At 39.4% G+C, this 12,644-nt stretch carries 15 protein-coding genes; all 15 read left to right on the top strand.

What is annotated here, in order from left to right; translation table 11 throughout:
• Nucleotides 1-20: 20 nt before the first annotated feature.
• Nucleotides 21-800 (top strand): HpcH/HpaI aldolase family protein, encoded by a 780-nt coding sequence (locus MTO69_RS00650; protein WP_248330220.1) that lies wholly within the window; start codon nucleotides 21-23, stop codon nucleotides 798-800.
• Entirely contained in the window at nucleotides 797-1,561 is a 765-nt protein-coding gene (locus MTO69_RS00655; RefSeq protein WP_248330222.1) for a 3-deoxy-manno-octulosonate cytidylyltransferase, read from the top strand. The genes MTO69_RS00650 and MTO69_RS00655 overlap by 4 nt, the downstream gene beginning before the upstream one ends.
• A complete protein-coding gene (locus tag MTO69_RS00660) occupies nucleotides 1,561-2,544 on the top strand; it encodes a class I SAM-dependent methyltransferase (RefSeq protein ID WP_248330224.1) in 984 nt (327 codons plus the stop codon). Before MTO69_RS00655 ends, MTO69_RS00660 begins: the two co-directional genes overlap by 1 nt.
• A 10-nt stretch (nucleotides 2,545-2,554) precedes the next feature.
• A complete protein-coding gene (locus tag MTO69_RS00665; protein WP_248330226.1) occupies nucleotides 2,555-3,577 on the top strand; it encodes a Gfo/Idh/MocA family protein in 1,023 nt (340 codons plus the stop codon).
• Nucleotides 3,578-3,586: 9 nt separating this feature from the next.
• Nucleotides 3,587-4,186 carry a D-sedoheptulose-7-phosphate isomerase gene (locus tag MTO69_RS00670; protein WP_248330228.1) on the top strand — a complete coding sequence of 200 codons (600 nt, stop codon included), beginning with the start codon at nucleotides 3,587-3,589 and terminating at the stop codon, nucleotides 4,184-4,186.
• An 11-nt stretch (nucleotides 4,187-4,197) separates the two neighbouring features.
• Entirely contained in the window at nucleotides 4,198-4,755 is a 558-nt protein-coding gene (gene kdsC, locus MTO69_RS00675) for a 3-deoxy-manno-octulosonate-8-phosphatase KdsC (protein WP_248330230.1), read from the top strand.
• Between the two features lie 162 nt (nucleotides 4,756-4,917).
• Nucleotides 4,918-5,853 carry a phosphoglycerate dehydrogenase gene (locus MTO69_RS00680; RefSeq protein WP_248330232.1) on the top strand — a complete coding sequence of 312 codons (936 nt, stop codon included), beginning with the start codon at nucleotides 4,918-4,920 and terminating at the stop codon, nucleotides 5,851-5,853.
• Nucleotides 5,854-5,867: 14 nt separating this feature from the next.
• Entirely contained in the window at nucleotides 5,868-6,374 is a 507-nt protein-coding gene (locus MTO69_RS00685; protein ID WP_248330234.1) for an acyltransferase, read from the top strand.
• On the top strand, nucleotides 6,364-7,389 hold the full coding sequence (locus MTO69_RS00690; RefSeq protein ID WP_248330236.1) for a sulfotransferase domain-containing protein: 1,026 nt from the start codon (nucleotides 6,364-6,366) through the stop codon (nucleotides 7,387-7,389). The genes MTO69_RS00685 and MTO69_RS00690 overlap by 11 nt, the downstream gene beginning before the upstream one ends.
• A 69-nt stretch (nucleotides 7,390-7,458) precedes the next feature.
• The gene (gene rfbB / locus MTO69_RS00695; RefSeq protein WP_248330238.1) at nucleotides 7,459-8,529 is read left to right on the top strand and encodes a dTDP-glucose 4,6-dehydratase; all 1,071 of its coding nucleotides are present in this window, start codon (nucleotides 7,459-7,461) and stop codon (nucleotides 8,527-8,529) included.
• Between the two features lie 4 nt (nucleotides 8,530-8,533).
• Nucleotides 8,534-9,400, top strand: coding sequence for a glucose-1-phosphate thymidylyltransferase RfbA (rfbA, locus tag MTO69_RS00700; RefSeq protein WP_248330240.1), 867 nt, complete (start codon nucleotides 8,534-8,536; stop codon nucleotides 9,398-9,400).
• A gap of 19 nt (nucleotides 9,401-9,419) precedes the next feature.
• Entirely contained in the window at nucleotides 9,420-9,839 is a 420-nt protein-coding gene (locus MTO69_RS00705) for a sugar 3,4-ketoisomerase (RefSeq protein ID WP_248330242.1), read from the top strand.
• Nucleotides 9,817-10,278 (top strand): acyltransferase, encoded by a 462-nt coding sequence (locus MTO69_RS00710; RefSeq protein ID WP_248330243.1) that lies wholly within the window; start codon nucleotides 9,817-9,819, stop codon nucleotides 10,276-10,278. The genes MTO69_RS00705 and MTO69_RS00710 overlap by 23 nt, the downstream gene beginning before the upstream one ends.
• A 1-nt stretch (nucleotide 10,279) precedes the next feature.
• Nucleotides 10,280-11,377: a DegT/DnrJ/EryC1/StrS family aminotransferase gene (locus MTO69_RS00715; RefSeq protein ID WP_248330245.1), complete on the top strand. Its 1,098-nt coding sequence runs from the start codon at nucleotides 10,280-10,282 to the stop codon at nucleotides 11,375-11,377.
• The gene (locus tag MTO69_RS00720) at nucleotides 11,367-12,620 is read left to right on the top strand and encodes a hypothetical protein (RefSeq protein WP_248330247.1); all 1,254 of its coding nucleotides are present in this window, start codon (nucleotides 11,367-11,369) and stop codon (nucleotides 12,618-12,620) included. The genes MTO69_RS00715 and MTO69_RS00720 overlap by 11 nt, the downstream gene beginning before the upstream one ends.
• Nucleotides 12,621-12,644 lie beyond the last annotated feature (24 nt).

Here is a 12,644-nt window from a genome sequence, read left to right on the forward strand (position 1 = left end):
GTGAAAACTAGGTGGATGTTTTGAACTATAAATCTGAAGTAAAGAAAAAATTATCAAATGGTGAGGTTGTTTTAGGAACATGGCTTACCATTGGGCATAACGCTATAGCGGAAATTATGTCTAGCTCTGGTTTTGACTGGATTGCTGTCGATTTAGAACACACGACAATCTCAATAGAAACTGCGGGGGAGCTTATCCGTACTATTGACTTATGTGGTAGCTCCCCCCTTGTCAGATTAACATCGAATAATGAAAATCAGATTAAGCGTGTTATGGACGCAGGCGCTCATGGTATCATTGTTCCTTCTGTTAATACTCCAGAAGAAGCTGAGCGAGCTGTAAAAGCCGTTAAGTACGCCCCACTTGGTAACAGGGGAGTTGGCTTGGGAAGAGCTCAAGAATATGGAAGAACCTTCAAAGAACACTATGAATGGCAGAAAACTCAACCATTGGTGATTGTTCAGATTGAGAATATCTTTGCGGTAAAACACTTGGAAGATATTCTGACTACTGACGGGGTTGATGGGTTTATGGTGGGCCCTTATGATTTATCTTGTTCAATGGGGATCCCTGGACAATTTGAAGCTCCTGAATTCGAAAAAGTACTTGCTCAAATTGAAAAGGTTGGTCTACAGGTTGGCTGCCCTTCAGGTTATCACCTTGTAGAACCGGACTGTGAGAAGCTGAAAGGCTTGTGTCGTCAAGGTTACAACTTCATTGCTTACAGTGTGGATTTTAAACTATTAAATGACGGGTTGGGCAGAGGTGTAACATCATTTAAAGAGGAATTGAATAAATGACTACGATAGCTATTATACCTTCTAGAATGGGCTCGACTCGTTTCCCTGGTAAACCATTGGAAAAAATAAATGGTATTCCTATGGTTGGGCATTGTTATTTTCGAACCAAGATGTGTCGCAACATTGACCGGGTTTACGTAGCAACATGTGATCAAGAAATCGCAGACTATGTATCTAGCATCGGAGGTGACTTTGTAATGACTTCACCTTCTCACGATAGAGCAACAGATCGTACTGCTGAAGCGATTACAAAGTTAGAAGTTGAGATCGGTACTATTGATACCATCATCATGGTACAAGGAGACGAACCGTTACTTAATCCGCTTGACATAGAATCTCTTACCGACTCGTTGATCAAAAATGATTCTGTATCTATTGCAAATCTTATGTCAGAGATTGATAGTCAAGATGCATTTGAAAGTTACAATAATGTAAAAGTAGTCTGTGATTCCAATAACGATGCTTTATATTTATCTCGTGAACCTATTCCATCTTGTTGGAAAGGGAGCAGCGGTGTTCCTAGGTACAATCAAATTGGTATTATTGGCTTCAAAAAAGAAGCACTACTTAGGTTTAATAGCCAGGAGCAAACGACTCTCGAAGCTATTGAGTCGATAGATATGAATCGTGTCCTAGAAAACGGTGGAAAGATTCGCATGATACCGAGCAAGAATAAGTATATAGGTGTCGATACTCCTGAAGAAGCTCTAGAAGTTGATAAACTTCTTAAAACGGATGTTTTTTTTGAGAAGTATCGATAATGAAAGAGAATGATATTAGACCTAAAGAGCTGATGGAAAACTATATCCTTCTTAGTGAGCAAGATATCACTACATGCTTTAACTCAGGCGTGAAAGTCGATTTTAATTGCGTTGCCTGTGGACATCATCATGTTAGAAAAGAATTTGATAAATGTGGTTTTTCTTATTCGACGTGTAAAAATTGTTCGACACTTTTTTTAACACCACGGCCAGAGTTTTCAGAATTTACTCATTTTTATTCAAACTCTAAGTCGGCAAAATATTGGGCCGAAGTGTTTTTTCCTGCTGTTGCTGAAAAGAGAAGGGATACGATATTTAAACCTCGAGTAGAGAAACTGATGCAATTGTGCCAAGCTGCAAATGCTGAAATGAAAAATGTTATAGAGGTTGGTTCTGGCTACGGAATTTTTTTGGAAGAGTGGACCAAAGTTAATCCAGACTCTGAAGTGATCGCTATAGAGCCTTCAGAGAACTTGGCGCAGGAATGCAGAAATAAAGGCTTCAAAGTCATTGAAAGTATGGCTGAGGATGTCGAAGGTTATGATGGTCACGCTGATTTGGTCGTATGCTTTGAGGTTCTAGAGCATGTTTATGAACCACTTGAATTCATCAAGACCTTAACAAAATTTGTTAAGCCGGGGGGACACCTGTTTATTAGCACACTTAGTGCTAGCGGCTTTGATATTCAAACACTTTGGGACAAGTCTAATAGCATATCGCCACCTCACCATATTAACTTTTTATCTATTGAAGGATTTCAGATGTTATTTGAGCGAGCAGGTTTGCACAGCATAGAAATCACTACCCCTGGTGTTTTAGATGTAGATATAGTGAAGAATAAACTCTTGGACCTTGGTCCTGACTTTGCTGTGGATAAGTTCACTCGCACTATTGTTGATGACTCTGAATTATCAAAACGTTTTCAAACTTTTCTAATCGAAAATAAATTGAGCTCTCACGCTTGGGTACTGGGGAAAAAATAAAGGTATAAAGATGTTAAAAGTTGGTATAGCAGGATTTGGTGTTGTTGGCAAAAGACGAAAGGCTTGTGTTGATAAGCATACAGGTATGGAGTTAATAGCAGTTTGTGATAAAAATATCGAAAATGAAGAGAGCAAATTAGAGACTAATATTAATTGTTATTCAACTTATCAAGAGTTACTCCAAGAGGATTTGGACATTTTGATCGTTTGCATGACAAATGAAATTGCTCCTGAAGTTACTATTGCAGGCTTAAACAAAGGTATGCACGTATTCTGCGAGAAACCACCTGGTCGCACAGTTGAAGATATCGAATGTGTCATTGAAGCAGAAACTAAGCATTCAAATTTAAAGTTAATGTATGGCTTTAATCATCGTTACCATGATGCCGTGCAGGACGCACTGAAACTCGTTCGTTCCAAAGAACTTGGTAATATTATCAATCTTCGCGGTGTTTATGGAAAGTCACAGTTGATTACTTTTAATCAACCTGACTGGAGAACTAAGCGTGAAATAGCAGGTGGTGGAGTCCTACTGGATCAGGGTATTCATATGGTGGACTTAATGAGGCTATTTGCAGGTGAGTTTACGGAAATACACAGCTACATCTCAAATTCTCATTGGGGTTACGATGTTGAAGATAATGCCTATGCGCTTATGAAAACTGAGGATGGCATCGTTGGTATGCTGAATTCTTCCGCTACCCAGTGGAGGCATAAGTTCCATTTAGAAATTACACTCGAAAAAGGAAGTGTTATTATGGGTGGAATTTTATCTGGATCTAAAAGCTATGGAGCTGAAACTCTCTGTGTGGTTAAAGCAGATCCTGATAATGATATGGGTGATCCTATTGAAGTTATTACTCGATACAACAAAGACCCTTCATGGGAGAAAGAAATAGCTTACTTTTATGATTGTGTACACAATGACAAAAAAGTGGAAACGGGCTCATCATCTGATGCGCTCAATACAATGAAGCTTGTGTATGGTATATACAAAGCGGATAAAGTATGGAAACAAAAGTACAACCTTTAGAGAACTGATATGAATAATGTAGACAGATTTTATACAAAAGACAGCGGCGATTTTGCAAAATCATATATAGAGTATATGGCAAAGGTTTTTGCAAATATAGATACCAAAGAGATCTCTGCGTTTATCGAAACAATATTAGAAGCGCGTGAAAGTGGTAACACGGTATTCTTTATTGGCAATGGTGGCAGTGCTGCAACAGCATCCCACTTTGCAAATGATATCGCTATTGGTACCAACGACTACGAGAAGCCGTTTAGAGTTCTAAGTTTAACAGATAACCAAGCAATTATTTCTGCTATCGGTAATGACTTTGGATATGACGAGATATTTTCTCGCCAACTGAAGGTTCTTGGTAAACCAGGCGATGTTGTTGTGGCTATATCTGCTTCTGGCAATTCACTGAACCTCCTGAATGCATTTGAAGTTGCAAAAGAGATGTCCATAAAAACTGTCGCATTGACAGCTTTTGATGGCGGAAAAATGAAAGTGGTAGCCGACCAAGGAATACATGTTCCCACTGAACCTAAGGAGTATGGCCCGGCGGAAGATGCCCATATGATGTTGGACCACTTAGTTGGTGCTTACTTGATGAGAGTTATTAAGAGTTAGGTAAGACTACAGTGTTAAAGTTTTTTTCTGAATTGTATAAACCAGTCAGCCCGAATGTAGGGTTGTGTGCAAAGAATATTAAACTGTTAATTTGTGATGTTGACGGTGTTTTATCTGATGGAAGAGTGTATTTGGGGAATCATGGAGAAGAACTAAAAGCATTTCATACAAAAGATGGCTTTGGTTTACGCTCTTTAATGAAATCTGGGGTTGATATAGCAATAATTACAGGGCGTGAGTCTAAGATTGTTGCTGATAGAATGGAATACTTAGGGATAGATTTAGTTTACCAAGGGGTTGAGGATAAAATCTGCGCTTATAAGGATATTACTGCTCGAACAAATATAGATCCGAGTCAAATTTGTTATATAGGGGATGACCTTGTTGACTTACCAGTAATGGATTTGGTGGGAATTAAAGCGGCTGTGGCCGATTGTCATCCAATATTAAAACGTCATGCAAATTATGTGACGGTAACAAATGGCGGTTTTGGGGCAGTTAGGGAAGTGTGTGATCTTATATTAGCTGCAAAGAATGAGCTAGGAAAAAATATAGTGCTTAGTGCTTAGTGCTTAGTGCTTAGTGCTTAGTGCTTAGTGCTTAGTGCTTAGTGCTTAGTGCTTAGTGCTTAGTGCTTAGTGCTTAGTGCTTAGTGTTTAGTGCTTAGTGTTTAAATTAGCTTCTCGCTACCAATCTGAGTGAGGGGCTGATCGCTTTTTGGAGTTGAGAAAGTGAAAAATAAGACTTTAATTGGTGTTACGTCAAGGTCGTTTTCTGCAAATAGTGCTTTAAGAAAAACATTATTGGAACGATATGAAAACGTAAAGTTTAATGATGCTGGCGAGCGACTATCTGGAAAATCGTTAGTAGATTTTCTTGCTGGCTGTGAAAAAGCGATCACTGCACTAGAACCAATAAATGAAGAAACCCTAAGCCAGCTTCCAGACTTAAAGGTGTTGTCCAAATATGGTGTTGGTATCGACATGATAGATTTGAGCGCCCTTAAGAAACACGGAGTCAGGTTTGGTTGGACTAAAGGTGTCAACAAACGTGCGGTTTCAGAGCTCGCTTTAACTTTTGCGATCACGCTACTCAGGAAAATTGACCAATCTACGAGAGATGTAAAAGCGGGAGTCTGGACGCAAACCCAAGGTAGGTTGCTATCAGGAAAGACAGTAGGTGTTATCGGATGTGGTAACATTGGTCAGGATTTGATTAAGTTATTGGTACCTTTTGGTTGTAACGTGCTCGCTTATGATATTGAAAACGATGAAGAGTTCTATTCAAAGCATCAAGTTACAGCTACTCATCTTGATACACTATTACAAGAATCAGATGTCGTAACACTCCATGTCCCGTTGGATGAGACGACAAGAAATATGATTTCATCAGATGAGTTATCCATGATGAAAGAAGGCAGTATCCTACTCAACACCGCGCGTGGTGGAGTGGTGGATGAAGTGGCACTACTGGCAGCGCTTAAGGACAAAAGTATTGGTGCAGCTGGATTTGATGTCCTTTGTGTTGAACCTCCAGTAGACAATCCACTTGTCGCTCTGGATAACTTTTACATTACTTCTCATATTGGTGGTGGAGCGACAGAGGCGATACTCGCGATGGGAATGGCCGCCATAGACGGGTTGGATAACAACAATTTGTTGGATTAATCAAAAGGTTGCCAATGAAAAGTTTTTTAAACTCTATCTTGAGATGGTTTGTAAAAGTGACTTATCGTGCGGTTACTGGGATGGCTCGTCAATATGACATTAAGGTTCAACCTAGGCTACAGGCTCACGGAAAGCACAAGATTATTTTAGCGTCCCCAGAGCTCGCGAAAGATCAGATCCCAGCTTCCGTCTACTTCAATACGGCGTCAGGGGATATTATTGTCGGAAGTAATACGGTCTTCGGCGAAGATGTGAAGCTATTGACCGGCAAACATTTAAGCCGATTGGAAGCGCTTGAGCAAGGAAAGTCGTTGCATGATGTCCCAAATGACGGCCGAAGTATTGTTATTGGTAAGGATTGTTATATTGGGAGTTCTGCAGTGATTATCGGCCCCGTTCAGATCGGTGATGGTGCAGTCGTAGGTGCAGGCAGCATTGTGACCAAAAATATTGAGGGTGATTGTTTTTATGCAGGAAACCCGGCTAGAAAAATCAAAAGTTTAGTAAAAGATGAACAATAACGCCAAGAACTTGTGCTTTTTAGACTTATCTGGATACATGTTTTCTGGAAAAGCCGCTTATTCAGATTTACTGCGAGAGTTTGATTGTATTCGTGTCCCGAATGTTCGGACTGAATTCGATTTTTTACGTATGCCAGATGGGTTGAATGATCTCCATAGAGCTCTGAACCCTTGGTCACCAATATCTGCAGATATTGCTCTAAGAAAATTTGAACAACTTATTGCTAAGCTTTCAAATGATCCAAAGGGCTTGATGAGGTTATTTCAACATCGCTATGGCTATAGCGACAGGTTTGTCAACTTTAAACAAGAGTCAGAACGCTTTATTGAAGATATTACGTCAGTCGCATGGGACATGCCTTGGCCGTATACACTTCATCAAGTCTCTAGCCTATATTTAGCATTCCTAAAAATACGCTCTCGACTTACTCGAACAACAACGTTTCCAAATGTTCATTATAGAATGGTAGATAAAACAACTTTCCATCAAAAAGTGAAGGATTACTTGTTTAGGTTGTATTCTCAGGGCGTGCCATCGGACATTAGCGTTGTTGTTGAGCATAATGCCTTTGAACCTTATTGTCCTGAGCAATCCATCATGTTATTCCATAACGCCAAGTCGATTATTGTTGATAGAGATGTACGCGATATCTACATGACAGGTAAAACGTTTTCGAATGGATTCAATGATAATGTCGAACTTTATTCTAAGATATCCGGCGCTTTTGACTTAGATGTTTTCATAAAGAAACAAAGAACGATGAGAAAAAATGTCGATCAGTCTGAAAATCAAAATAACGTCTTGAGGCTAAACTTTGAAGACCTGGTTCTAAACTACTCGGAAACGCTTGCATGTGTGATGGATTTCTTGGAGCTGACCTCTTCGAGCCACACACGTCGGCTTGAGCACTTTTCTCCGGAAAAATCTAAAGCAAACGTAAGAATGTGGGATAGTAAAGATCCTGATATCAAGAGAATTGAGCATGAACTGAGTGATTTATGCTATTTAGATTGATGATATCAATTGTTAAACGGTTTTACATAATCAATGTAAGATGAATTCACCAGAAATTAGTGCCAAAAAATGGATAGAAAAATACTCGTAACGGGCGGCGCTGGGTTTATTGGCTCGGCGGTTGTACGCTACATTATAAATAATACGGAAGATTCCGTTGTCAATCTCGACAAGCTTACCTATGCTGGGAACCTAGAGTCCTTAGCGGATATTGACTCCGATAAACGCTATAGTTTTGAGCAGGTAGACATTTGCGATCGCGTTGAACTTGACAGAGTTTTTTCCGTTCACAAACCAGATCTCGTTATGCATTTGGCAGCAGAATCGCATGTAGATAGATCCATCGACGGGCCTGCGGCTTTTATAGAAACCAATATTGTAGGCACATATACATTACTACAGGCGACAAGAGAATATTGGGAAGGTCTGAGTAATGAAAAAAAAGCAGGTTTTCGTTTTCACCATATATCGACAGATGAAGTTTATGGCGATCTAGAGAACACAGACTCGTTGTTTACGGAAGAGACATCGTATGACCCTTCAAGCCCCTATTCCGCCTCAAAAGCATCAAGTGATCATTTAGTTCGAGCATGGGGAAGAACTTATTCATTGCCAGTTGTCATTACCAATTGCTCTAACAACTATGGACCTTTTCATTATCCCGAGAAACTGATCCCGCACATTATTTTAAATGCAATCGAAGGGAAACCACTTCCTGTGTATGGTAATGGGTTGCAGATACGTGATTGGCTGTATGTCGATGATCACGCATGTGCTTTATACGAGGTGTTAACCAAAGGGGAAGTTGGGGAAACCTACAATATAGGTGGCCACAACGAGATGCAGAATATCGAAGTTGTAAAGATGATCTGCTCAATACTCGAAGAACTTGTACCAAATAAGCCTGATGGTGTGCAAAGATATTCGGAATTGATTTCATACGTCGAAGATCGCCCTGGCCATGATGTCCGGTATGCTATCGATGCATCAAAAATTGAAGAGAAATTAGGGTGGTCACCAGAAGAAACCTTTGAATCTGGGATTCGTAAAACTGTTCAATGGTACTTGTCAAACAAGAAGTGGTGGTCTCGGGTGTTGGACTCGTCTTACAGCTTAGAAAGGCTTGGAGCAAAAAAGTAGGTATATGAAAGGTATTGTTTTAGCTGGCGGCTCTGGGACTAGACTGTATCCACTCACTCGTGGTGTTTCTAAACAACTACTTCCTGTTTACGATAAACCAATGATTTATTATCCGCTTTCAGTGCTTATGCTGGCGGGTATTAGGGATATATTGATCATTACCACACCAGAAGACAGGGAAGGTTTTCAAAGGTTACTTGGTGACGGTTCGGATTTTGGGATTAAATTAACCTTTGCAACTCAGCACTCCCCGGATGGTTTAGCTCAAGCGTTTATTATAGGTGAAAGCTTTATTGGGCAAGATTCGGTATGTTTGGTCTTGGGCGACAATATATTTTACGGTCAAGGTTTTAGCCCAATTCTTAAAAGAGCAGCCTTAAAGTCTGATGGTGCAACAGTGTTTGGATATCAAGTCAAAGATCCAGAACGTTTTGGGGTCGTCGAGTTTGATGCCTCTATGCAAGCAATATCTATAGAAGAAAAACCGACTATACCTAAGTCTAATTATGCTATCACTGGATTATATTTCTATGACAATCGAGTTGTTGAACTCGCCAAAAAAGTAAGACCGTCTTCAAGAGGTGAACTCGAGATATCTTCTCTAAACCAAATGTATCTGGAAAGAGGTGATCTCAATGTAGAGCTTTTAGGAAGGGGGTTTGCTTGGTTGGATACAGGAACACATTCAAGCTTGCATCAAGCCTCTTCTTTCGTAGAGACAATAGAAAATGTTCAAGGAATGAAGGTTGCTTGCTTAGAAGAGATTGCCTGGCGGCAGGGCTGGCTTTCAGACAAAGCGCTGGAAACAGCAGGGCTGTCGCTTGCAAAAAACGACTATGGCAAATATCTACTTGCATTATTGGACGAGTAGTAACGGTTAGGAGTAAGGCATGAGCCTCATTCAGTGGATAAAATTTGATGAAATAGGTGATGAGAGAGGAAGCTTAGTCGCCTTGGAATCGACAAAGAACATCCCCTTTGCTATTCAAAGGGTATATTATCTTTTTGGACTCCGAGGAGATATCCCGCGAGGTTTTCACGCACATCGACAGTTGAAACAGTTAGCGATTTGTGTGAGTGGGCGATGTGAAATTCTGATGGATAACGGAATAGAAAAAAAGACGGTAACATTAGAATCGCCCTCGTCGGGCCTGCTGATTGATAGAATGCAGTGGCACGAGATGATGAATTTTTCTAGTGATTGTGTCTTGTTGGTATTAGCTAGTGATGTATATCTAGAATCGGATTATATTCGTGACTACAATGTTTTTTTAGAAGAGTTAGGTAATGAAAATACACCCATTAAGTGATGTAGCATCCAGCAGTATTGGTGAAGGCACATCGATTTGGCAATTTTCTGTTGTCTTGTCTGGAGCCAAAATTGGAATCAATTGCAATATCTGTGCGCATACATTTATTGAAAATGATGTCGAGATTGGCAATCGTGTTACTATAAAAAATGGTGTCTACTTATGGGATGGCATCAAGTTAGGTAATGATGTTTTTGTTGGCCCTTGCGTCGCGTTTACTAATGACAAATTTCCGCGCTCAAAACAGTACCCTGAGGTGTTTTCGAAAACAAAAATAGAAGATGGGGCGTCTATTGGTGCAAACTCTACTATCCTACCCGGTATTACAATAGGTAAGAATGCGATGGTTGGGGCAGGTTCAGTTGTTACAAAAGACGTACCAGAAAATGCAGTCGTAATGGGTAACCCTGCGACAATTGTCAGATATATAGAGGCGTGAAGTGGTTCCATTTTTAGATTTGCAAAATATCAACCAGAGATATGCTGAAGAGTTAAAAGAGGCGTGTGCTAGAGTTGTCGATTCAGGTTGGTATATTACGGGAAACGAACTGAAATCATTCGAAAATGAGTTCGCAAACTATTGTGGAAGCGTATATTGTGTGGGTGTGGCAAACGGTTTAGATGCTTTAACACTAACACTAAAAGCGTGGAAAGAACTTGGTAGAGTGAAAGACGGTGACGAAGTTATAGTGCCATCTAACACCTACATCGCTTCTATATTAGCAATATCAGCGAACAACTTGGTACCAGTCTTAGTTGAGCCAGACCAAAAAAGCTACAACTTAAACGCCGCCAACATAAAAAAGGCGATGACCAGTAAGACAAGGGTAATATTACCCGTACATCTCTATGGTCAGATTTCACCCATGGTCGAGATTATGAAGTTAGCTGATGAGTACAATCTTTTAGTTCTTGAAGACTGCGCTCAATCTCATGGCGCTTCAATTCAGAATAAAAAATGTGGTAATTGGGGCCATGCCGGTGCATTTAGCTTTTATCCCGGAAAAAATTTGGGGGCACTTGGTGACGCTGGTGCAATAACAACGGATGATGAAGAGTTGTTCTATACACTTGCCGCTTTACGGAACTATGGCTCTCACAAAAAATACGAGAATAAGTATTTAGGTGTCAATTCTCGGCTTGATGAAATGCAAGCTGCGATGCTAAAAGTGAAACTTAAGTATCTAGATGCAGAAAACCAACATCGTAAGAAGGTCGCTAATGCTTACTTAAAAGGTATTAGCAACTCTAAGGTCCAACTCCCCGAAGTCGTTGCGGAAGAAGGCCATGTGTGGCATCTGTTCGTTATTCGTACAGATAATAGAGATGTCCTTGCCAAACACTTGGAAGAGAACGGTATACATACTTTAGTTCACTATCCTATCCCGCCCCATCAGCAACAAGCTTATGCCGGTTATTTTGACTCCGAATATCCAATATCAGAGGCTATTCATAACTCGGTGTTGTCTTTGCCTATTAGTCCAGTCCTAGATGAAAAAGCAGCTCAAAAAGTGATTGATATAATAAATGAGTATTAAAAGAGCTTTTTTCTGGACAAGCGCTCAAACTTTTACCAAAGTCGTTTCTGGGATTATTATCGGTAAAATTGTCGCAATATCCTTGGGGCCAGTAGGTCTCGCTTATATTGGTCAGTATCAGAACTATTCAGGTTTGTTTTATAGTTTCGCAAATGGCTCTGTACAAACTGGAATAGTTTCAATGGTCGCCCGTGATTTAGGCGAGAAAAATCAGATGTTAACACGGACTAACTCCGTGTTCATTTTGTCTGTGCTGTCATTTTTAATAGGTTTAGCACTTTTCCCTTTGTCGGATACTGTGTCATACTTTCTATTTAAATCATATGAATATACTGGTTCTATTAAGTTGCTTTCTTTCTCTCTATTATTTAATTCCATGAACCTTTATGCTCTTTCAGTTTTAAATGGACTAGGAAAAGTTAAGGAGTACTCTGTAGCTAATATTACCTTAAATGTTATAACAACAATTGGAGTTTCAACATCTGCACTACTATATGGCGTAATTGGAGCGCTTTATAGTTACTCAGCCATCCAAATAATTTTTTCTTTATGGTTGTTCTATTACGTATATAATTCGACTGAATACCCTATCTTGAAAATAGAATCTAAATCAGTTAATAAAAAATATATTTTTGACTTATTGTCATATGGTGTTGTAACAATATCTAGTGGTTTTTTTACATTTTTTATTCTCGCTGGATCTAGATATGTAATTATAGATGGCATGGGAGAGTTTAGTGCAGGTATATGGGAGGGAGCAAGTAAGATTGGATTGTACTTTGGTATGTTGTTTACTTTGCCTATTTCCATATACTACTTGCCAAAGTTTGCATCCTTGACCTCAAGCATGGAACTTGGGATACACTTTAAGAAAATATTTTCATTATGCCTACCTAGTTTGGCTTTAATAACGCTTATAATGATTCTTTCTCAAAAGCTTACTATTGATATTTTATTCAGTCAGGACTTTTATGAAATTAAAGATATTTTGTATCTCGTGTTAATTGCAGAGTGTTTAAGAGTCTTAACCTCCGTTTTTACGACATTTCTTTTTGCAAGGAAGATTCTAGTTGAAATAATTTTTAATCAAGCTGTCTGGTCAGTTAGTTGTGTTTTTTTGGCCTATTTTCTTGTTGATGTTTATAATCTTGAGGGTGTTGCGTTTGCATATTTATTAGCATGTGCATTGCAGTTTTTTCTAATAATATATTCATTCAAAAGAAAAGTTAGTAGTGTTTTTTGAACTATTTAAATGCTTTTTGCATGA

This window comes from Vibrio sinaloensis (assembly GCF_023195835.1).
Lineage (GTDB): Bacteria > Pseudomonadota > Gammaproteobacteria > Enterobacterales > Vibrionaceae > Vibrio > Vibrio sinaloensis_C.